The 21,235-nt window shown below is 73.1% G+C and carries 17 protein-coding genes and 1 pseudogene; 8 read left to right on the forward strand and 10 right to left on the reverse strand.

The genetic code is table 11. The features are described from left to right. The first annotated feature begins 1 nt into the window (after position 1). The gene (locus ACLQ2V_RS05940) at positions 2-793 is read left to right on the forward strand and encodes an enoyl-CoA hydratase/isomerase family protein (protein ID WP_425717340.1); all 792 of its coding nucleotides are present in this window, start codon (positions 2-4) and stop codon (positions 791-793) included. A 78-nt stretch (positions 794-871) separates the two neighbouring features. On the opposite strand, the gene ACLQ2V_RS05945 is transcribed toward ACLQ2V_RS05940, so the two are convergent. The 5 genes from ACLQ2V_RS05945 to ACLQ2V_RS05965 all read right to left on the reverse strand — a co-directional run bounded on the left by ACLQ2V_RS05945 (position 872) and on the right by ACLQ2V_RS05965 (position 4,235). Continuing rightward, positions 872-1,624: an SDR family NAD(P)-dependent oxidoreductase gene (locus ACLQ2V_RS05945; protein ID WP_425717341.1), complete on the reverse strand. Its 753-nt coding sequence runs from the start codon at positions 1,622-1,624 to the stop codon at positions 872-874. A gap of 67 nt (positions 1,625-1,691) precedes the next feature. Beyond that, complete coding sequence (locus ACLQ2V_RS05950; RefSeq protein ID WP_425717342.1) at positions 1,692-2,393, reverse strand: hypothetical protein; 702 nt, start codon at positions 2,391-2,393, stop codon at positions 1,692-1,694. Positions 2,394-2,406: 13 nt separating this feature from the next. Continuing rightward, positions 2,407-2,988 (reverse strand): DNA-3-methyladenine glycosylase I, encoded by a 582-nt coding sequence (locus ACLQ2V_RS05955; RefSeq protein WP_425717343.1) that lies wholly within the window; start codon positions 2,986-2,988, stop codon positions 2,407-2,409. A gap of 132 nt (positions 2,989-3,120) precedes the next feature. Next, positions 3,121-3,618 carry an SRPBCC family protein gene (locus ACLQ2V_RS05960; RefSeq protein ID WP_425717344.1) on the reverse strand — a complete coding sequence of 166 codons (498 nt, stop codon included), beginning with the start codon at positions 3,616-3,618 and terminating at the stop codon, positions 3,121-3,123. Continuing rightward, positions 3,615-4,235: a DivIVA domain-containing protein gene (locus ACLQ2V_RS05965; protein WP_425717345.1), complete on the reverse strand. Its 621-nt coding sequence runs from the start codon at positions 4,233-4,235 to the stop codon at positions 3,615-3,617. Before ACLQ2V_RS05965 ends, ACLQ2V_RS05960 begins: the two co-directional genes overlap by 4 nt. Positions 4,236-4,403: 168 nt before the next feature. Here ACLQ2V_RS05965 and folP point away from each other — a divergent pair, with 168 nt between their 5' ends. Continuing rightward, complete coding sequence (gene folP / locus ACLQ2V_RS05970) at positions 4,404-5,273, forward strand: dihydropteroate synthase (protein WP_425717346.1); 870 nt, start codon at positions 4,404-4,406, stop codon at positions 5,271-5,273. A gap of 88 nt (positions 5,274-5,361) precedes the next feature. On the opposite strand, the gene ndhC is transcribed toward folP, so the two are convergent. Continuing rightward, positions 5,362-5,739: an NADH-quinone oxidoreductase subunit A gene (gene ndhC / locus ACLQ2V_RS05975; protein WP_425717347.1), complete on the reverse strand. Its 378-nt coding sequence runs from the start codon at positions 5,737-5,739 to the stop codon at positions 5,362-5,364. A 165-nt stretch (positions 5,740-5,904) separates the two neighbouring features. Here ndhC and ACLQ2V_RS05980 point away from each other — a divergent pair, with 165 nt between their 5' ends. The 3 genes from ACLQ2V_RS05980 to ACLQ2V_RS05990 all read left to right on the forward strand — a co-directional run bounded on the left by ACLQ2V_RS05980 (position 5,905) and on the right by ACLQ2V_RS05990 (position 10,493). Beyond that, positions 5,905-7,323, forward strand: coding sequence for a hypothetical protein (locus tag ACLQ2V_RS05980; RefSeq protein WP_425717348.1), 1,419 nt, complete (start codon positions 5,905-5,907; stop codon positions 7,321-7,323). A 298-nt stretch (positions 7,324-7,621) separates the two neighbouring features. After that, on the forward strand, positions 7,622-9,466 hold the full coding sequence (locus ACLQ2V_RS05985; protein ID WP_425717349.1) for a 2-oxoacid:acceptor oxidoreductase subunit alpha: 1,845 nt from the start codon (positions 7,622-7,624) through the stop codon (positions 9,464-9,466). Then, entirely contained in the window at positions 9,459-10,493 is a 1,035-nt protein-coding gene (locus ACLQ2V_RS05990) for a 2-oxoacid:ferredoxin oxidoreductase subunit beta (RefSeq protein ID WP_425717350.1), read from the forward strand. Before ACLQ2V_RS05985 ends, ACLQ2V_RS05990 begins: the two co-directional genes overlap by 8 nt. An 89-nt stretch (positions 10,494-10,582) precedes the next feature. On the opposite strand, the gene ACLQ2V_RS05995 is transcribed toward ACLQ2V_RS05990, so the two are convergent. Next, positions 10,583-11,599, reverse strand: coding sequence for a potassium channel family protein (locus ACLQ2V_RS05995; RefSeq protein WP_425717351.1), 1,017 nt, complete (start codon positions 11,597-11,599; stop codon positions 10,583-10,585). Positions 11,600-11,779: 180 nt separating this feature from the next. Here ACLQ2V_RS05995 and ACLQ2V_RS06000 point away from each other — a divergent pair. Together ACLQ2V_RS06000 and ACLQ2V_RS06005 are read left to right on the forward strand one after the other, a co-directional pair. Beyond that, a pseudogene (locus tag ACLQ2V_RS06000) lies at positions 11,780-12,217 on the forward strand (helix-turn-helix domain-containing protein); the annotation flags it as partial. A gap of 131 nt (positions 12,218-12,348) precedes the next feature. Beyond that, on the forward strand, positions 12,349-12,948 hold the full coding sequence (locus ACLQ2V_RS06005) for a ClpP family protease (RefSeq protein ID WP_425717352.1): 600 nt from the start codon (positions 12,349-12,351) through the stop codon (positions 12,946-12,948). 119 nt (positions 12,949-13,067) lie between these two features. Here the strand turns inward: ACLQ2V_RS06005 and ACLQ2V_RS06010 are convergent, their stop codons facing one another. The 3 genes from ACLQ2V_RS06010 to ACLQ2V_RS06020 all read right to left on the reverse strand — a co-directional run bounded on the left by ACLQ2V_RS06010 (position 13,068) and on the right by ACLQ2V_RS06020 (position 18,119). After that, positions 13,068-14,840, reverse strand: coding sequence for an adenylyl cyclase (locus ACLQ2V_RS06010; protein WP_425717353.1), 1,773 nt, complete (start codon positions 14,838-14,840; stop codon positions 13,068-13,070). 196 nt (positions 14,841-15,036) lie between these two features. Continuing rightward, entirely contained in the window at positions 15,037-16,644 is a 1,608-nt protein-coding gene (locus ACLQ2V_RS06015) for an amidohydrolase (RefSeq protein WP_425717354.1), read from the reverse strand. 152 nt (positions 16,645-16,796) lie between these two features. Then, positions 16,797-18,119 carry a cellulose binding domain-containing protein gene (locus ACLQ2V_RS06020; protein ID WP_425717355.1) on the reverse strand — a complete coding sequence of 441 codons (1,323 nt, stop codon included), beginning with the start codon at positions 18,117-18,119 and terminating at the stop codon, positions 16,797-16,799. 600 nt (positions 18,120-18,719) lie between these two features. Between ACLQ2V_RS06020 and ACLQ2V_RS06025 the strand changes: the two genes are divergently transcribed. Beyond that, positions 18,720-21,098: a non-reducing end alpha-L-arabinofuranosidase family hydrolase gene (locus ACLQ2V_RS06025; RefSeq protein ID WP_425717739.1), complete on the forward strand. Its 2,379-nt coding sequence runs from the start codon at positions 18,720-18,722 to the stop codon at positions 21,096-21,098. The last annotated feature ends 137 nt before the right edge of the window (positions 21,099-21,235 follow it).

Genomic DNA, 21,235 nt, shown 5'->3' on the forward strand with positions numbered 1-21,235 from the left:
CGTGACCGAGCCGCTGCTCGTCGACCGCACCGACGCCGTCGTCACCCTGACGCTGAACCGTCCGGCGGCGATGAACGCGCTCGACGTGGCGCTCAAGGAGGCGCTGCGCGACAGCCTGGCCGAGCTGGAGTCCGACCGCAGCTGCCGGGCGGTGGTGCTGGCCGGGGCCGGCGGGTCGTTCAGCGCCGGCCAGGACCTCCGCGAGCACGTGCAGACCCTCCAGTCGGCCGGGTCGGACCCGCTGGCCACCGTGGCGACGCACTACAACCCGATCGCGGCCCGGCTGGCCAACCTGCCCAAACCGGTGGTCGCCGCCGTGCGCGGCATGGCCGCCGGGGCCGGTGCGTCGCTGGCCTTCCTGGCCGACTTCCGCGTCGGCGGGCCGAAGACCCGCTTCCTGATGGCCTTCGCCGGCGTCGGGCTCGCCGCCGACACCGGCGCCTCCTGGACGCTGCCCCGGCTCGTCGGTCACGCCAAGGCCGTCGAGCTGCTGATGCTGGCCGAGCCGGTGAGCAGCGCGGAGGCCCACCGGCTGGGGCTGCTCACCCGGCTGGTCGACGACGACGAGCAGGTGCTGCCCACCGCTCAGGAGCTGGCCGCCCGGCTCGCCGCCGGCCCCACCATCGCGTACGGGGCGATCAAGCGGCAGCTCTCCGTCGCCGACGCCGGCACCCTCGCCGACGCCCTGGCCGCCGAGGGGCAGGCCCAGTCGATCTGTGGGGCCACCGCCGACCACCGGGCCGCCACCATGGCCTTCGTCAACAAGCAGAAGCCGGTCTTCGAGGGGCGCTGAGCCGCCCCGGGCCGAGGGCCGGCGGACTCGGGCGCGGGTCGGCTGCGGCGTCGCGGTGTCCGACGGCGGGCCGGTGGGTCAGCGGGTCAGGTAGCCGCCGTCGATCGGCAGGGTGTGGCCGGTGATCCAGGCCGCGTCGTCCGAGGCGAGGAAGAGCACCACCCCGGCGATGTCGTCCGGGGTGGGGATGCCCGGCTTCGGGTTGAACGAATCCAGCTGCGCGCGCGTCTGCGCCGGGTCCGGCATGTTGGCGATGAAGTGATCCACCAGCGCAGTGGTCACCACCGTCGGGGCGATCGCGTTGACCCGGATGCCGCGCGCCGCGTACTCCAGGGCGGCCGAGCGGGTCAGGCCGACGATGCCGGCCTTGGTGAAGGTGTACGGGGCGATGTTCTCCTGGGCCGACAGGCCGGCGATCGACGAGGTGTTGATTACCGCGCCGCCACCGCCGTGCAGCATCGCCTCGATGCCGTACTTCAGCACGTGGAAGACCCCGTCGCCGTTGATCCGGCGGACCCGGTTCCAGTTGTCCACGTCCATCTCGTGCAGCGGTTGCTGCTGGCCGTCGATGCCGGCGTTGTTGAAGACCACGTCGAGCCGGCCGTAGCGCTGCATGGTGTCCGAGATGCCCTGCTCGACCGCGCTGGGGTCCCCGGTGTCGACGATGAGCGCCAGCGCATCGGGCAGCTCGCCGGCCACCCGCCGGGCCCCGTCGGCGTTGATGTCGGCGATGGCGACCCGGGCCCCCTCGGCGGCGAACCGCCGGGCGGTGGCCTCGCCGAGCCCGGAGGCGCCCCCGGTGACGAAGACGACCCTGTCCTGGAAACGCATCGGCCCCTCCCGGGAGCCGGCGTCGGTGCCGGCCGTCCCGAGCGCTCGTTACCCGGCCGGTCCGGGGTTAGTCGTCCTCCTCCGGGTCCTGGTTGGCCTCGGCGCCGAGCACGAACGCCTGCATGGCCAGCTCGTCGCCGTAGGGCGAGACGAACGCCGGCAGCTCGCGGGGCCCCAGGTCCCGCACGTACGCCCAGAACAGCCGGACCGCCTCGGCCCGGGTCGGGGCCTCGATCGGCAGGTCCAGGCTGACCAGCCAGGTGCGGCGGGCCGGCGGGGGGCCGAGCCGCTCCACCAGCTCCCGGTAGGCGTCGGCGGGCAGCGCGGTGACCGGCCCGTCCAGGGTCAGCTCCTCGGCCGGCGCCGGCTCGTCGAAGACCCGTCGGGTGTACGCGACCACCAGCGCGGCGTCGACCGGCTCGGACTGGGGGTCGTCCGGGTCGTCGCCGCGCTCGGCGGTGGGCCGGGCGACCCGGCCCAGGGCCACCAGCCGCAGCGGCCCCTCGGCCAGCACCGCCACCGGATCACCCGGCCGGGGCCCGAGGGGCGGGACCGCCCCGGGCTGCGCTGCGGCGGGTGAGTCGGGCCCACCCGAGGCGACCGTGCCGGGCGGGGCGTCCAGCCCGGTCAGCTCCAGCGTGTCGTGGTGGACGAGCCGCTCGGCCTCGTACCGCTCCGGCGACAGGAGCACGGCCCAGGCACCGTCAGCCCGCCCGGCGGAACCCCGGGCGTCGATCGTGCCGCTCACGCGGCGATCCGTGTCGGTCATGTCTGCCATCCCATCACGCCGGCCGCGCCGTGCTGCGGTGGCAGCCGGCCAGGTGATCGTCGACCATCCCGGTGGCCTGCATCAGGGCGTACGCCGTGGTCGGGCCGACGAACCGGAACCCGCGCTTCTTGAGCGCCTTGGCCATCGCCGTGGACTCCGGGGTCAGCGCCGGCACGTGGGCGAACGACTCCGGCCGGGCGGCCCGGGGCGTCGGCGCGTAGGACCAGAGCAGGGCGGAGAGCCCGTCGGGCAGCTCCAGGGCGGCCCGCGCGTTGGCGATGGCCGCCTCGATCTTGGCCCGGTTGCGGACGATGCCGGCGTCGGCCAGCAGCCGGGCCACGTCGGCCTCGCCGTAGCCGGCCACGGTCTCCAGGTGGAAGTCGCCGAACGCCGACCGGAAGGCGGGGCGCTTGCGCAGGATGGTCAGCCAGGACAGGCCGGACTGGAACGCCTCCAGGGTCATCCGCTCGTAGAGCGCGTCGTCGCCGCGCAGTTGCCGCCCCCACTCGTGGTCGTGGTAGACGGCGTAGTCCGGGGTGCTCGCCCCCCACGCGCAACGGGCCAGCCCGTCCGCGCCGATCACCAGGTCAGTCACGGCGTACACGCTAGACCGGGAGGCCGACGCGGTGCCCGCCGTGACGCCCTGTTGGGGCTTACGGCCCGCCCGGAAGCCGCGATGTCCCGCATCCGGCGACCGAGGTGGGCGGCGCTCGGCGGCCACCCCGGCTCAGGGCAGCCGGCCCCGCTCGACCAGCCGGCCGAAGCGCTTCAGCGCCTGGGTCAAGCTCAGCTTGGAGCCCGGCCAGAGCACCGGCCAGGCCACCCGGCCGGCCGCGCCGCCGGGGACGTGGAACCACTCGTGCCAGACCACCTGGGTCCGGCCGCCCTCGATCTGGGTGCAGCGCAGCACCCCGGGGCCGCGCAGCAGCGGGCCGCAGTGCACCACGCCGATCTCGTAGGGCGCGTCGACCCGGACCACCCGCATCTCGTCGCGCAGCACCGCCGGCCCCAGCGTGGTGACGGCCTCCACGAGGCTGCCCTCCCCGCCGTCGCCCTCGACCACCCGCACCTTGGTGAACGGGATCCAGTCGGACTGCCGCTCCCAGGCCACCAAGGCGGCGAAGACCCGCTCGGCCGGGGCGTCGACGATGACGGTCGCGGAGACCTCGCCCGCGCCGGGCTGGGTCGCCGCGCGCAGGCCGTCGTCGGCCGCCCCGTCGGTCACGCCGGCTCCGACCGGACCGCCGGCCCCCGCTCGCCGGCCGGGTCCACCGGCTCGCCGGCGTCGGACGCGCCAGCCGGTGCCCCGTCGCCCTCGGTCGTACCCGCGCTCTGCGCACCGCTGCCCGCGCCCGTCGTCGCGCCCGCCGGACCGGTCACGCCGCCGCCCAGGCCGGTGGGAACGCTTCCCGAGCCGGTCGCGTCGGCCGGCACGGTCGCGTCGGCCGGCCCCGGCTGGCCGTCCTCGCCGGCCGCCGCCTCGGCCGCCGCCTGCTCGCGGGCGCGGGCCAGCGCGTCGGCGTCGGCGGTCCGTCCCTCGCGCAACGCGGTGACCTCCGCCTCCAGCACGCCGATCAGCTCGGACTTGTACCCGATGTCGTAGGCCGCCCGGCGCATCGCCTGGTCGACCTGGGCCATCCGGTACCCCCGCAGCGTCGTGTCGAAACGGACATCACCCACGTCGGACTCGTGCAGCGGCCGGTTGCCGGGCAGCGGGACGGCCCGCCCGTCCGGCTCGACCGGCACCAGGCCGGGATCGCGGCCGGTGACCAACACCGTCACCCCGAAGACCACCGCCGCGACCGTGAGCGCGACCACCAGCAGGAGCAGCACCTGACCCATGTAGGAGATCGTGGCACGTGCGCGGTCCCGGAGCGACCCCGCCGGGCGGTCCGGGCAAAGATAGCTGCGCGTCGTTGCCCCCGTGCCGGCCGGAGCGGGCGAGGGCAGACCGGCTAGCGTCGGAGACCGGGCCGGATTCTGCGGCCGACGCGAGATCGGGAGGCGGGCATGGCCGGGGCGTTTCGGCTCGGGAGTCGCACGTTCGCACCGGGCGAACTGGTGGTGATGGCCATCGTCAACCGCACCCCGGATTCGTTCTTCGACCGGGGTGCCACCTTCGCCGAGGACAGCGCGCTGCGGGCCGTGGAGCGGGCGGTCACCGAGGGCGCGGAGATCGTCGACATCGGCGGGGTGAAGGCCGGCCCCGGCGACGAGGTCGACGTGGCCGAGGAGATCCGGCGCACCGTGGACACCATCGCCGCCGTCCGGGCCGCCTTCCCGGACGTGGTGATCTCCATCGACACCTGGCGGGCCGAGGTGGCCACGGAGGCGGTCGCGGCTGGGGCGGACCTGCTCAACGACACCTGGTCCGGCGCGGACCCGGCGCTCGCCCGGGTCGCCGCGCGCACCGGGGCGGGGCTGGTCTGCTCGCACGCCGGCGGGCTCGCCCCCCGCACCCGCCCGCACCGGGCCGCCTTCGCCGACGTGGTCGCCGACGTGGTCACGACGGTGACCGGCCTCGCCGAGCGCGCGGTCGCCCTGGGGGTACGCCCCGACGGCATCCTCATCGACCCGGCCCACGACTTCGGCAAGAACACCCGGCACTCGTTGGAGATCACTCGTCGCCTCGACGAGTTGTCCGGCACGGGTTGGCCGCTGCTGGTGGCGCTGTCGAACAAGGACTTCGTCGGCGAGACCCTGGGTCTGCCGGTCGCCGAGCGGCTGGAGGGCACCCTGGCGGCGACCGCCGTGTCGGCCTGGCTGGGCGCCCGGGTGTTCCGCGCCCACCAGGTGCTGCCCACCCGCCGGGTGCTGGACATGGTGGCGTCGATCCGGGGCGACCGGCCGCCGACGCTGGCCCGCCGCGGCCTGGCCTGAGCCCGCGCCGATCCAACCGGGGCGACAGAACCGGGGCGACCCGACACCGCCACGATCCCGACCGACACCGGGGGTCGGGTCCGGTCGGTCAGGTCCAGCGCAGGATGTCGCGCCGCCAGGCGTAGAGGATGCCCAGCGCCAGCACGGCCACGAAGATCCCCATCTCGGCGACCGTGACCAGCCCGAAGCCGGGCCGGTCGAAGACCACCGCCCACGGGAAGAGGAAGACCGCCTCGACGGCGAAGAGCACGTAGAGGTACGCGTAGACGTAGTAGCGAATCTGCATCTGGGCCCAGTCGCCGCCCACCGGGTCGAGGCCGCACTCGTAGCCGGCCCGCTTGCCGACCGGGTCGGCCGGGCGGGCCGGACGCAGCACCCGGTTGGCGGAGAACGCCGCGACGAAGAAGAGGACGCCGGCGAGCAGCAACAGCCCGAGCGTCGCGTACGAGCCCAGGTAACCGGTCACGGTGGGTCAGCCTACCGTGCGGGCCCGGTAGGCGTACCGGACACGTTACGAAACTGTTTCCCAGCGGGACTGGTGTCACATGGCAACCATTGCCGAATAATGAATCCGCCCTGATCATCACGGAAGAGAGCTGGCCCCCGCGTGGACGTACCTCCGGTTCGGCGGGTGGCAGACCGACGTGCCGCCGGGCTCCTCCTCGCCCTCGCGACGGCGCTGGCGCTCGCGGTCGTGGCGCTGCCCGGCTGGGCCGCCGCCACACCCGCCGTGACCCCCGTCGCGGCCACCCTGACGGACCCGGCGGAGGATCCGGCCGCCGAGCCCGGCGAGACGCCGCCGGTCGACGAGCCCACCCCGACCGAGCCGGCCCCCACGGTGGGACCGCCGACCGAGCCGCCGCCACCGGCGACCACCGAGCCGGCCCCCGCCCCCAGCGAGGCGCCGCCCACCACCCCGGCCGGCCCCGAGAACCCGCCTCCGGCCAGCACCGCGCCGAGCACCACCGCTCCCCCGAGCCTGCCGCCGCCGCCGAGCACCGCCGGCCCGACGCTCGGCCCGCCGCCGCCGCCCGGTCCGGGCCAGCCGCCGACGCACCCGCTGGGTGTGCGGGTCAGCACCGAGGACGTCACGCTGACGGAGGCGTACTGGAACGCGCCGGCCACGACGACCACGCTGCGGGTCACGGTGACCAACATCGGCGGGACGACCGAGCTGATCCGGCTCTCGTACACCCTCCCGGCGGGCCTGACCGACGCCGGCACCGCCGGCTGCGCCGCGGCCGGCGGCGGCGAGCACCGCTGCGGCCAGTGGACCACTGCGGCCGGGTCCCGGTTCAGCGCCCTGATCAAGGTACGGGTCGACGGCGACGCCTGGGAGCGGATGCCGCTCAGCGGGGCGGTCCGGGTCAGCGCGACCGCCCCCGGCCTGGCCGGCTCGGCCCAGGACGACGAGGGCTTCGCCGTGCTCTTCCCGCCGGGGCCGCCGGTGCCGGGCATCTCGCTGAACGCCCAGGGGGTCGCCTTCGACATCAGCGGCGCCCCCAGCGAACTGGCCGTGCGGCTGGGCAACACCGGCAAGGTCGACGCCGCCGGCCGGGTCGAGGTGGTGCTGCCCGAGGGCGTCACCGTCCCGACGCCGCCCGCCGGCTGCGTCGCGTTGAGCGTCACCCGCACCCGGTGCGACGCTGGCACGGTCCCCGCCGGTGACGCCGTCACCGTCCGGCTCCCGGTCAGCGCGTCCGCCGAGGCCCAGCGGAAGGCCCCGCTGGCCGGTGCGGTGATCGGCCGGATCGACCCACCCGGCGCCCGGGCCCGGCAGCTGCAGATGAGTTTCCGGATCACCGCGGCGGCCGCGCTCGCCACTCCGATCGCCAGCCCCGCCCCGGCCGGCTCGCAGGGCGTGCTGGCCGCGGCCGGCGGGGGCCCGAACTCCGCGGACGGCTTCACCTCGGTGCAGCGCACCGCGGTCGCCCTGATCGTGGTCTCCCTGCTGCTGGTCACGCTGGCCCTGGTGCTGGCCACCACCTCGCTGCGGCGCCGGCTGAGCGGCCCGGCGGGTTCCGCGCCCCCGCGCGGCCGGTCGCAGTGAGCCGGTCCCGGCCGCCGGCGTGGGGCGGTGGCCGGCCGGTGATACTGATTACGCGGCGCGGCTGAAACCACACCAAACCAGGGCCAACAACACTGGTTTTCATCCCAGTCGGCGGACCAGAAGGCCCGTCCGCCACCCGGCCCGACGTAGGCTCTCGGGTGAGGAACCACAGCGCGCCGCACCAGCTACGGCGGTGCGGGTCGGCGCTGCGTCAAGGAGGTTACGTGGCCGGGCAAGGCGAGGTCACCATCAATATCGGCCGCCCGCGCCACCGCGCGCGGCGAAGCGAGGTGTAGGCGTGACCAAGCAGATCCGTCAACTCGACCGGGTGGTCATCCGGTTCGCGGGTGACTCCGGTGACGGCATGCAGTTGACCGGCGACCGGTTCACCTCGGAAACGGCGCAGCTGGGCAACGACATCTCCACGTTGCCGAACTTCCCCGCCGAGATCCGGGCTCCCGCCGGCACCCTGCCGGGGGTGTCGAGCTTCCAGGTGCACTTCGCCGACTACGACATCCTCACCCCGGGTGACGCGCCGAACGTGCTGGTGGCGATGAACCCGGCGGCGCTCAAGGCCAACCTGGCCGACCTGCCGCGCGGCGCCGACATCATCGTCAACACCGACGAGTTCACCAAGCGCAACCTGACCAAGGTCGGGTACGCGTCGAGCCCGCTGGACGACGACTCGCTCAGCGGCTACGTGGTGCACCCGGTGGCGCTGACCTCGATGACGGTCCGGGCGCTCGCCGAGCAGGCGGTGTCCAAGAAGGACGCCGAGCGGGCCAAGAACATGTTCGCCCTCGGCCTGCTCTCCTGGATGTACTCCCGGCCCTACGAGTCCACGCTGCGCTTCCTGGAGCGCAAGTTCGCCAAGCGCCCCGAGCTGGTCGCGGCGAACATCGCGGCGTTCCGGGCCGGCTGGAACTTCGGCGAGACGACGGATTCCTTCTCGGTGCGGTACGAGGTGAAGCCGGCCAAGATGCTGCCGGGCACCTACCGCAACATCACCGGCAACGCGGCGCTCTCCCTCGGCCTGGTCGCCGCGGGCGTGCGCTCCGGCCTGCCGGTGTTCCTCGGGGCGTACCCGATCACCCCGGCGTCGGACATCCTGCACGAGCTGAGCAAGCACAAGCGCTTCGGCGTGGTCACCATGCAGGCCGAGGACGAGATCGCCGCCGTCGGCGCGGCGCTGGGCGCCTCGTACGGCGGGGCGCTGGGCGTCACCACCACCAGCGGTCCCGGCGTGGCGCTCAAGAGCGAGACGATCTCCCTGGCGGTGGCGCTGGAGCTGCCGCTGGTCATCGTGGACGTGCAGCGGGCCGGCCCGTCGACGGGCATGCCGACGAAGACCGAGCAGGCCGACCTGAACATGGCCCTGCACGGCCGGCACGGCGAGGCCCCGATCGCGGTGATCGCCCCGAAGTCGCCCTCGGACTGCTTCCACGCGGCCATCGAGGCGGCCCGGATCGCGCTGACCTACCGCACCCCGGTGATCCTGCTGTCGGACAACTACGTCGCCAACGGCTCCGAGCCGTGGCTGCTGCCCGACGTGGAGTCCCTGCCCGACCTGCGGGTCGAGTTCGCCACCGCGCCCAACGGCGAGGACGGCACCTTCCTGCCCTATCTGCGCGACCCGCAGACCCTGGCCCGGCCGTGGGCCGTCCCCGGCACCCCGGGGCTGGAGCACCGCATCGGCGGGCTGGAGAAGGCCGACAAGACCGGCGACATCTCCTACGACCCGGCGAACCACGACTTCATGGTCCGCACCCGGGCCGCCCGCATCGAGGCGATCCCGGTGCCGGACGTCGAGGTGGAGGACCCGAGCGGTGACGCCCGCGTGCTCGTGCTCGGCTGGGGTTCGACGTACGGGCCGATCGGTGCCGCCTGCCGGGGCCTGCGCCAGCGCGGCCTCTCGGTGGCCCAGGCGCACCTGCGGCACCTGGCGCCGATGCCGGCCAACCTCGGCGAGGTCCTGCGCTCCTACGACCGGGTGGTCATCCCCGAGATGAATCTCGGCCAGCTCGCCCAGGTCATCCGGGGCAGATACCTGGTCGACGCCATCGGCTACAACCAGGTCCGCGGCCTGCCGTTCACCGCCGCCGAGCTGGAGACGATGCTGGAAGAGGTCCTGAAGAATGTCTGAGCCCGTCGCCCTCAAGCTCACCGCGAAGGACTTCAAGTCCGACCAGGAGGTGCGCTGGTGCCCCGGCTGCGGTGACTACGCCATCCTCGCCGCCGTGCAGCAGTTCATGCCGGAGCTGAACATCCCCCGGGAGCGGATCGTCTTCGTCTCCGGCATCGGCTGCTCCTCCCGCTTCCCGTACTACATGAACACCTACGGGTTGCACTCGATCCACGGCCGTGCCCCGGCGATCGCCACCGGCCTGTCGGTGTCCCGGCCGGACCTGTCGGTCTGGGTGGTCACCGGCGACGGCGACGCGCTGTCGATCGGCGGCAACCACCTGATCCACGCGTTGCGCCGCAACGTCAACCTCAAGATCCTGCTCTTCAACAACCGGATCTACGGCCTGACCAAGGGGCAGTACTCGCCCACCTCCGAGGTCGGCAAGATCACCAAGTCGACGCCGGCCGGCTCGGCGGACGCCCCGTTCAACCCGCTCTCCCTCGCCCTCGGCGCGGAGGCGACCTTCGTCGGGCGCACCATCGACTCCGACCGCAAGCACCTGCAGTCGGTGCTGCGGGCCGCCGCCGAGCACCAGGGCTCGGCGTTCGTGGAGATCTACCAGAACTGCAACATCTTCAACGACGGCGCGTTCGAGCAGCTCAAGGAGCCGGGCACCCGGGACGACTTCCTGATCCGGCTGGAGCACGGCAAGCCCATCACCTTCGGCGCCGACGGGCAGTTCTGCGTGGTCCACCCGCCGGGCGGCTTCGGCCTGGAGGTGCGCCCGACCGCGTCGGTCCGCCCCGAGGAGATCGTCGTGCACGACACGACGGTCAACGACCCGGCGTACGCGTTCGCGCTCTCCCGGCTGCCGGGGCTGGACCTGAGCAACACCCCGATCGGGGTGTTCCGCTCGGTCGAGCGCCCCTCCTACGACCACGTGGTGCAGAGCCAGGTCGCGGCGGCGAAGGCCACCGTCACCGAGACGCCGGAGCAGCAGCTCGCCGGCCTGCTCGGCAGCGGCGACACCTGGACGATCCTCTGACCCGCCGCTGAGTACGGCGGCACCGCGCCCGCCGTACCCGCGTCACCGCACCAGGCCCGCGACCCGCCCAGGTCGCGGGCCTGGTGCGGTCAGGCCGGGGCGTTCGTCGGGGTGGGACGGTCGTCGCGGACGTGCACGAGCATGTCGCCGGTCTCGATGACCGCGCCGGCCTTGTCCGACAGGGTGACCACCTTGCCCCGGCGCACCAGCGCGATGACCAGGGATTCCAGCTCGCGCGGCGACCGGCCCACCTCGTTGCGTTCGGCCGAACGCATCGCCAGCGCCATGCCCTGGCCGGGGGTGAGCAGGTCCTCCACCACGTCGATCAGCGGCGGCGCGGAGGTCGACAGGCCGAGCAGCCGGCCGGCCGTGGCGGACGAGACGATCACGTGGTGCGCGCCGCTCTGCTTGAGCAGCGGTGCGTTCTCGGCCTCCCGGACGGCGGCGATGATCCGCACCTGGCCGGCGGTGAGCTGCCGGACGGTGAGCGCCACCAGCACCGACGCGTCGTCGCTGTCGGTCGCGATGATCACGGACTTGGCGTTGCGCACGTGCGCCTCGTTGAGCACCGAGGAGCGGGTCGCCGACCCCTCGATGGCGACCAGGCCGGCCGAGGTGGCCTGGCGCAGCGCGGCGGGGCTCCGCTCGACCACCACGATGCGGGAGCGGTCCAGGCCGTTCTCCAGCAGTGCCGAGACCGCGCTGCGGCCCTTGGTGCCGTAGCCGCAGATGATGACGTGGTCCTTCACGCTTCTCCTCCACCGCGACAGGCGCCGGCCGGTCCGGTACTGCTCGGTCAGGACTTCCAGGGTGGTGCCGACCAGGATGATCAGGAAGAGCACCCGGGCCGGGGTGACTAGCAGGACGTTGACCAGCCGCGCGGACGGCGACGACGGGGTGATGTCGCCGTAGCCGGTGGTGGAGAGCGAGACCACCGCGTAGTAGAAGCAGTCGAGGAGGGTCAGGCCGTCCTCGTTGACGTCGCGGTAGCCGTCGCGGCCGACGTAGACGGCGGCGACGACGGCGACGACCAGGCCCAGGGCCGCGGCCAGGCGCAGGGTCAGCGCGCTCAGCGGACCGCGCCGCTGCGCGGGAAAATGGATCACCGTCGAACCTGCTCCGCCTCCGTCGCCTGCACGTGCACAACATAGCCGGTCCGGACGCAGGGCGGGATGCCGGCGGGACCTGGGACGCGGACGGCCGTCGTCGGAGTGGGACCGCCCCCGGGCCGCCCGACGGGCATGATGGGGTGGTCGGTGCCGGAGCCGACCGAGAGTGAGGCCGACATGTCGTTGCTGCGGCGGGTGATCGGCGGGGTGCTGCGCCGGATCAGGATTCGGCAGGGCCGCACCCTGCGCGAGGTCGCCCAGGCGGCCGGGGTGTCGCTGCCCTACCTCTCCGAGGTCGAGCGGGGCCGCAAGGAGGCGTCGTCGGAGGTCCTGGCCGCGATCTGCCGCGCCCTCGGCATCCGCCTGTCCGAGCTGTTGGAGGAGGCCCGCGACGACCTGCGCCGGTTGGAGCCCGCCGCCCCGGTGGGGCCACGCGCGCCCGGGGCGGTCCTCGCCGCCGGGGTGCCGCTGCCCCGGCACGGCGAGCGGCTGTCCCGGCTGGAACAGCGCGACCCGCACCGGGCGCGACCCGGCGCGACGCTGGTCGTCGGCCTGCGCAGCACCGGGCTGGTCTGCCACGGGCGGGCGGCGAGCGGCGCGGGACGACCCGCCGGCGGCTGAGGGCTTCTGCCGTGGGCGAATCTGCCTCCGGCAGATTCGCTGGGTCGCCCCGCCCGGCCGGCGCAGGCTGGACGGACCGGTCCCCGGGGCGGACCACGTCGCCCGCCGGTGCGGTGGAGGTCGCCATGATCGGGTACGACGTGCGAATGCTGGACAGCGGCCAGCCGTCCTTCGGCGACGAGGTCTTCCAGCGGCTGCTGAAGGAACGGATCGTCTTCCTCGGCACCGAGGTCACCGACGAGTCGGCCAACCAGATCTGCGCGCAACTGCTGCTGCTGGCTGCGGAGGACAGCGAGCGGGACATCCACCTATACATCAACTCGCCGGGCGGCTCGGTCAGCGCCGGGATGGCCGTCTACGACACGATGCGGTACGTCCGCAACGACGTGGCCACCCTCGCGCTCGGCTTCGCCGGCTCGATGGGGCAGTTCCTGCTCTGCTCCGGCACGGCCGGGAAGCGGTTCGCGCTGCCGCACTCGCGGATCATGATGCACCAGCCGTCGGGCGGGTTCGGCGGCACGGTCGCCGACATCACCATCCAGGCGGAGAACATGCTGCACGTCAAGCGCACCATGCAGGAGCTGATCGCCCGGCACAGCGGGCGCACCCTGGACGAGATCCAGACGGACTGGGACCGCGACCGCTGGTTCACCGCCGAGCAGGCCCGCGAGTACGGCCTGATCGACCGGGTCCTCACCCGCGTCGACCAACTACCAACCGGCTAACCCCCACCCCCACCCCCACCCCCCCACTTCGCACGTTGATCAAGAGGTTTGCGTCAAGAATCGCGGGAAATCTGACGCAAACCTCTTGATCACGAGCGCGGGCGGGAGCCCGGGCGGGGTTAGGGGTGGGGGTAGCTGACCACCGGGCTGGTGCCGAACGAGCCGACCACGGGGGTGCCGACGTCGTTGATCGTCCGCTCGATGCCGCCGCTGCCGTCGAGGAAGACGGTGATCATGTTGTGGAACCGGACGCCGGGCCGCTGGGGCGTCTCGATCCCCCGCGCCGCCCGGATGTCGACCCGCTGGTTGAAGTACGAGTAGATGCCCAGCCCCCACGCCTCGTGCCGGCGTACGGAGTCACCGACCTTGTAGGACGCCCAGCCGGGGCCGGTCGGGCTGGTCCAGGCGGCCTGGCTCGGCGGGTCGTAGGGCAGCTCGCTCTGGTAGAAGATGGTCCGGCCGCGCTCGCCGGTCCACACCGTCTGGTAGCGCTGGTAGTGCTCGACGAAGAGCCCGTAGGCGGTCACGTCGTCGCCGGTGACGACCACGCCGGTGTCGGCGGTGTTCGCCGTCCAGCCGATGCCGTTGCCGTGGTCGCCGCGCCAGGCCCAGATGTTGTCCAGCAGGGTGTCGTCGCTGTGCACGGCGAGGCTGGTGCGGGCCCGGCCGACCCAGGGGCCGCCGATGCGGAAGAAGACGTCCTGCAACGAGGTCGGGTTGGCGGTGTGGTCCCGGTGGCCGAACCGGTGACCGACCTCGACGAGCACGTCGGACTGGCGCTGGCCGGCGTCGACGAGCACCCCGGCGACGCGTACCCCGTCGACGTCGGCGATCCGCAGCGCGGCGTCGCCGGTGGTCGGGGCGAGGCTGGGCATGCCGAGGCCGAGCACGACCGTGCCGGGCCGGGTGACCCGCAGCGCCCGGTCGAGCCGGTAGACGCCGGGGGTGAGCAGCAGGTGGCGGCCCCGCGCCAGCTCCCGGTTGATCCGCTGGGCACTGTCGGTGGGCTTGGCGAGGTAGAAGTCGCGCAGCGACAGCGACGGGGTCGGCTGGGCGCCGGCGGACCAGGTGGTGCCGGCGGTGTCGTGGCGCAGGCGCGGCACGGCCACCCGCCACCGGTCGTCGCCGTCGACGAAGAGGTACGGCTTCTCCCGGGTCACCGGGCTGGTCGGCAGCGTGGTGTACGGCGGGTCGGGGAAGCCCTGGGCGGGTGCCCCGGTCACGCCGGAGAAGACCTGGTTCCAGACCCCGTTGGTCCAGTCGCCGCCGAGCTCGCTGTCGCGGGTCAGCCACTGCTGCTGGGAGCCGTTGATGGTGATGCCGTCGACCTTCGAGTCGGCGATGTAGCCGCCGCTGGAGTAGCCGCCGTTGCCCGGTTCCAGCCAGAGGGTGCCGCGCACGTGCACCCGGCGCATCGGGGAGGCCTGGGAGACCGCCCACTGGTTCGACCAGTCGGTGGGGGTGACGGAGAGGTTCTCCGCCGAGCGCCAGAAGTTGGTCAGCGCGGAGATGCCGGCCGGTGAGTTCGGGTCGGGCTGGCCGATCACCCGGACCGCGCCGTGGATGTCCACGTCGTCCGGGGAGCGGCCGAGGCCGGCGACGGTGGTGTAGTAGCCGAGCTTCGCGTCGACGTCGTAGCGGCCGGGCTTGAACAGCACGGCGTGCCGGGCGGTGCCCATCTCGTTGCGTTCCTGCTGCGCGAAGATCCCGTCGAGGGTGGTCTGGATCTCGGCGGCCGGGGTGGACGGGTCGTAGACGTGCACGTAGGGGCCGAGGTCCGGGTCGCGGTCGCCGGGGTGGCCGGGACCGGCCAGGGCGGGCGTCGGGGTGAGACCGACCAGGGCGACGGTGGTGGCGGCGAGGGCCAGGTGGCGGCGGGTGCGAGGGATCATCTGCCTGCCTGTCGGTGGTGGGCGGTGGCGGTCGGCCGGCCCGTGAGAGCGCTCTCACGGATCGACCGGGCCGGACCCCGCACGGAGTGAGGGATCGCCATGTTTCTACCCCCTCCGGCCCGGACGCGCCAGCCCTGCGCTGCGCCGACGCCCTACGCCGCTCCCCGGTGCGCCCTCCGGCGGCGGGGCGGCGGGGTCAGCGCTGCCAGCGCACCACCCCGCCGACCACCGTCAGCGCCACCGCGAGGTCCCGCAGCGCCGCCGGCTCGACCTGGTACGGGTCGACGGGCAGCGCGATGAAGTCGGCCAGCATCCCGGGGCTGAGCCGCCCCTTGAGGTGCTCCTCGTAGGAGGCGTACGCGCCGGCCACGGTGAACCCGCGCAGCGCCGCGTCGAGATCGAGCCGCTCGTGCGGGTCGACGCCGCCGGGCGGGGTGCCGTCGGGCTGCTGCCGGGTCACCGCGGCGTGGATGCCGTGGAACGGATCCGGGTCCTCCACCGGGGCGTCCGAGCCGAAGGTCACCGTCGCGCCGGCGTCCAGCAGGCTGCGCCAGGCGTACGAGGCGAGGTCCCGACCCGCGAGCATCCTGCTGGTCAGCGGGATGTCGCTGGTGCAGTGAGTGGGCTGCATCGACGCCGTCACGCCCAGCCGGGCCAGCAGCGGCACGTCCTGCGGCCGCAGGTGCTGGGTGTGCTCGATGCGGTGCCGCAGCCGCCGGACCGCCCCGGCACCGGCCGGCTGACTGCGGGCCGAGTCCTGCCAGCGCTCGTACGCCCGCAGCACCATCGCGTTGGCCGCGTCGCCGATCGCGTGCGCCGCCACCGCGATGCCCGCCCCGGCCGCCTTCGCCACCAGGTGCTCGAACTCCTCCGCCGGGGTGACCGCGATGCCGTGGTTGTCGGGCTCGCCGTCGTACGGCTCGCTCATCAGGCAGGTGTGCGAGCCGAGCGCGCCGTCGGTGAAGATCTTCACCGGCCCGGTCCGCAGCCAGCGGTCGCCGTCGCCGGTGGCCCAGCCCAGCTTGATCGCCTCGTCCAAACTGGTCGCCGGGATCGTCTTGTGCACCCGCAGCGGCAGCTCGCCCCGGGCGTACAGGGTCTCGTAGGCGGCCCGACAGTCCTGCCCGTCGAGGTCGTGGATGCTGGTCAGGCCCACGGAGAGCAGCCGGGGCAGGTGGGTGCGCAGCTGCGCGACCAGGTCCCCGGCGATCGAGGAGCGCAGGATGTCGTACGCGGCGTCCCCGGCGGCCTCCCGCAGGATGCCGGTCGGCTCGCCGCGCTCGTCGCGGGCGATCTGCCCGCCGATCGGGTCGGCGGTGGCGGCGTCGATGCCGAGCCACCGCAGCGCGGCCGTGTTCACCCAGGTGGTGTGCCCGTCGATGCTGGGCAGCAGGGCCGGGCGGTCCGGGCAGACCCGGTCCAGATCGGCCCGGGTCGGCTGCACCGGGTGGGTCCACTTGTGGCAGTCCCACCGGCCGCCGAAGAGCCAGGCCCCGGCCGGCAGCGCGGCGGCGTGCCGGCCGATCCGGGCCAACGCCTCGTCGAGGCTGGTGGTGCCGCGCAGGTCCACCTGCTCCAGGCCGCGCACGTAGAGCGCGGAGTGGATGTGGCTGTCGATCATCCCGGGCAGCACGGCCATCCCGCCGAGGTCGACCCGTCGGGCCCCGCCGCCGGCCCGGTCCCGGCACTCGTCGCGGTCGCCGACGGCGACGATCCGCTCGCCGCTCACCAGCATGGCCTCGGCGCGCGGCCGGGCCGGATCGAGGGTGTGGATGCGGGCGTTCTCGAACACCGTATCGGTCATGGGGCTGCCTGCTTCGACGGTCGGCCAGGGGCCCATCATGCTAGACGGCGGGCGGCCGGGGCACCGAGACGCGGCCCTGACGCCGACGGCGCGGTCGGCCCCAGGATCGGGGCCCGGAGCCGGTCGGCTCCGGGCCCCGATCCTGCCGCGTCTCAGGGGCTGGTGCAGGTGAGGTTGCCGGGCGGGGTGGCGCCGTTGCCGGTGGCGGTGAAGCCGAAGGTGGTCGAGGCGTTCGCGCCCAACGTGCCGTTGTAGGGGGCGTTGCGGACGGTGACCTCGCCGGTGGTGCCCGTGTTGACACCGCCCCAGAGGCTGCTGACGGCCTGGCCGCCGGCCAGGGTCAGCCGTACGGTCCAGCCGTTGATCGTGGCGGGGGTGCCGTTGGCCACGGTGACCTCACCCTGGAAGCCCCCCGGCCAGGTGTTGACCGTGCGGTAGGTGGCGGCGCAGGCGCCCGGCTCCCCGGTCGGCGGGGGCGTGGTGGGCGGGGGCGTGGTCGGCGGGGGCGTCGTCGGCACCGGCGTGGTCGGCACCGGCGTGGTGGGGACCGGCGTGGTCGGCGGCGGCGTGGTGGACTGGAACTGGGTGAAGAATCGCCAGATCTCCCCCGACGTCCAGGTCCTGGCGTCGTTGGGGCTGCCCGAGCCGTCGACCGGGCTGGGGGTGTGGTCGCCGTCGAACGCCGCCCACTGCACCGGGTAGCCGGCGCGGCAGCCGGAGTAGGTGGTGGTGATGTGGGTGAGGCTGCCCCGGCTCGGCTCGCGCGGGCTCTGCGCGGTGCAGCCGTTGTTCCTGACGAAGGTGTCGCGGATCGACCGGCCCATGGAGATGTTCAGGACGCTGTCGAAGGTGCCGTGGATGCCGAAGTAGGCGACGGGCTGGGTGCCGCCGTTGCAGCCGCTGAGGTTGGCACCGGAGATCACGGTGACCGCCCGGACCACCGTGGGCCGCGCGCAGGCGACCGCGTAGCTCATGGCCCCGCCGTAGCTCCACCCGAGCGCGAAGCGTTGGGTGGTGTCGACGCAGAGGTCGTTCTCGATCTGCCGGGAGATGTCGTCGAAGAGGGTCAGGTCCCGGCCGTTGGTGTTGGCCCAGCCGGCGTCGAGGCCCTGGGGCGCGACGAAGATCGTGCTGTTGTTCGACAGCGGCGCGAGCCCGTAGTAGCCGGCCGAGGCGACGTTGCTGGCCGAGCCGTTCAGCCAGTGGAAGCCGAAGATCAGCCGGTAGGGGTGGTTCCGGTCGTACCCGTCGGGGATCCGCAGGATGTAGCTGCGGTTCTGTCCGCTGCTGGAGATCGTGCGCGTCCCGCTGGTGAGCGTGGGGGCCTTGCCGCAGCCCGCGGTCGTCGCCAGGGTGCCGTTCGTCGCGGCCGCCGCCGCGCCGCCGAAGCCGCTGGCCAGCGCGCCGCCGGCGGTCGCCGCGAGCAGGACCGCCGCGGCAGCGATGGATGGGAGAAGGTATCTGGGTTTCACCATGTGCTTGGCTCCTTGCCAATCGTCCTCGTGCGGCCAGACCGAAGTCCTCCGGCGACCGCCTGCGGTCGCCTGGCATCGGTGGAGCGGCCCGGACTGGTCGTCGATCCGCAGAGCGGTGAGCGGGCGGCCCCCTCGGGGCGCCCCTCGTCGATCGACCCAGGTGACTGGGAGCGTGCCCTTCGCTCCCCGCCGGAAGATAGCATGTTATCGATAACACGCTCAACCAGTCGCGCCCCGGATCGGCAGGCTGCGGGCGGCGACCCGCGCCACCGGGCCGCGCGTCGCGGCGGGGACCGACCCGCCTCTAGATCGACTTCTTCCGCCGCCCACCCGGTAGCCCGCCGAAACTATCGCTTGATAATCCCGTAACTTTCTGAAAATCTGTAGCCGTCAATGGCTGTGAACGCTAACAGGATCTTGACCAGCCACGCGGTCCGAACCCGACCGATCGAGGCGAGCCAATGGCCGCTTCCTGTTGGAATTCTCCCGTAGTTTCCTTGGAGGATCACTGTGGACTCCCCTACCCGTCCCCCCGGGCGTCGGCTTCGAAGGCTCTCCTTCTCCGCGATCGCCGCGGTCGTCGCGGCTCTCGTCGTGTCCCTGCTGCCCAACCTCGCGCAGGCCGCCGAGGCGACCCTCGGTGCGGCCGCTGCCCAGTCGGGTCGGTACTTCGGCACCGCGGTCGCCGGCGGCCGGCTCAACGACAGCGTGTACACGACCATCCTGAACCGCGAGTTCAACATGGTCACCGCCGAGAACGAAATGAAGATCGACGCGACCGAGCCGCAGCAGAACCAGTTCTCCTTCAGCAACGGCGACCGCATCGTCAACCACGCCCTCAGTCGCGGGATGAAGGTGCGCGGCCACACCCTGGCCTGGTACGCGCAGCAGCCGACCTGGATGCAGAACATGTCCGGCAGCGCCCTGCGCTCGGCGATGGTCAACCACGTCACCCGGGTCGCCGGCTACTACAAGGGCAAGATCTACTCCTGGGACGTGGTGAACGAGGCGTTCGCCGACGGTAGCTCCGGCGCCCGACGCGACTCGAACCTGCAGCGCACCGGCAACGACTGGATCGAGGTGGCGTTCCGGACCGCCCGCTCGGCCGACCCGGGCGCGAAGCTCTGCTACAACGACTACAACACCGACAACTGGAACGACGCGAAGACGCAGGCCGTCTACAACATGGTCCGCGACTTCAAGTCCCGGGGCGTGCCGATCGACTGCATCGGCTTCCAGTCGCACTTCAACGCCAACTCGCCCTACCCGAGCAACTACCGCACCACCCTGTCGAACTTCGCCGCCCTCGGCGTCGACGTCCAGATCACCGAGCTCGACATCGAGGGCTCCGGCAGCAGCCAGGCCACCGCCTTCCGCAACGTCACCAACGACTGCCTCGCCGTCGCCCGCTGCAACGGCATCACCGTCTGGGGCATCCGCGACACCGACTCCTGGCGGGCCAGCGGCACCCCGCTGCTCTTCGACGGCAACGGCAACAAGAAGCAGGCGTACACCGCCGTGCTGGAGGCGCTCAACAGCGCCACCCCCGGGCCCACCCCCACCCCGACCACGCCGGGGCCGACCCCCACCTCGGGCGCGATCGACGGCTCCGCCTGGTACGAGCTGGTCAACCGCAACAGCGGCAAGGCGCTGGACGTCTGCGGCGCCTCCACGGCGGACAACGCCTGCGTCCAGCAGTACGCCCGCTCCGGCGGGCAGAACCAGCAGTGGCAGTTCGCCGACTCCGGTAACGGCTACTACCGGCTCCGGGCGCGGCACTCCGGCAAGGTGCTGGACGTGTCGAACTCCTCGACCGCCGACGGTGCCGCGATCGTGCAGTACGGCGACCACGGCGGGACCAACCAGCAGTTCCGGGTGACCGACACCGGCGGCTACGTCAAGCTGGTCAACCGCAACAGCGGCAAGGCCGTCGAGGTGCAGAGCGCGTCCACCGCCGACGGCGGCGCGATCGTGCAGTACAGCGACTGGAACGGGACGAACCAGCAGTGGCAGCTGGTCCGGGTCGGCGGCTCCAACCCCCCGCCGACGACGACGCCGCCGCCGTCCGGCACCTGCGCCCTTCCGTCGACGTACCGCTGGTCGTCGAGCGGCGCGCTGGCGCAGCCGAGGTCGGGCTGGGTCTCGCTGAAGGACTTCACCCACGCCCCCTACAACGGCCGCCAGCTCGTCTACGCCACCACCCACGACACCGGCACCGCGTGGGGATCGATGAACTTCGGCACCTTCACCAACTGGTCGGAGATGGCCTCGGCCAGCCAGAACCAGATGCCGTTCTCGGCCGTCGCGCCCTCGCTGTTCTACTTCGCCCCCAGGAACCTCTGGGTGCTCGCCTACCAGTGGGGTGGGCCCGCCTTCTCCTACCGGACGTCGACCGACCCCACCAACGTCAACAGCTGGTCGGCGCCGCAGACGCTCTTCTCCGGCAGCATCTCCGGCTCCGGCACCGGCCCGATCGACCAGGCCGTCATCGGCGACAGCAGCAACATGTACCTCTTCTTCGCCGGCGACAACGGCAAGATCTACCGGGCCAGCATGCCCATCGGGAACTTCCCCGGCAGCTTCGGCTCCACCTCGACGGTGGTCATGAGCGACACCACCAACAACCTCTTCGAGGCCGTGCAGGTCTACAAGCTCCAGGGCGAGAACAAGTACCTGATGCTCGTCGAGGCGATCGGCTCCCAGGGCCGCTACTTCCGCTCCTTCACGGCCACCAGCCTGGGCGGCTCGTGGACCCCGCAGGCCGCCACCGAGAGCAACCCGTTCGCCGGCAAGGCCAACAGCGGCGCCACCTGGACCAACGACATCAGCCACGGTGAGCTGCTGCGCACCAACGCCGACCAGACGATGACCGTCAACGCCTGCAACCTGCAGCTGCTCTACCAGGGCCGCTCGCCCAACTCGGGCGGCGACTACGGTCTGCTGCCCTACCGGCCGGGTCTGCTGACCCTCCAGCGCTGACGGGTGACCCCGCCGCGCTGACGATCCCGGACGTCGGCCCGTACCGCATCGGTGCGGGTCGACGCGGGTCGCGGCCGGCGGCGCGGTGAAACGGGCGGGCCCGGTGTCGCACCCGGCCCGCCCGTTCCGTGCGCGGA

Source organism: Micromonospora sp. DT233 (assembly GCF_049841815.1).
Lineage (GTDB): Bacteria > Actinomycetota > Actinomycetes > Mycobacteriales > Micromonosporaceae > Micromonospora.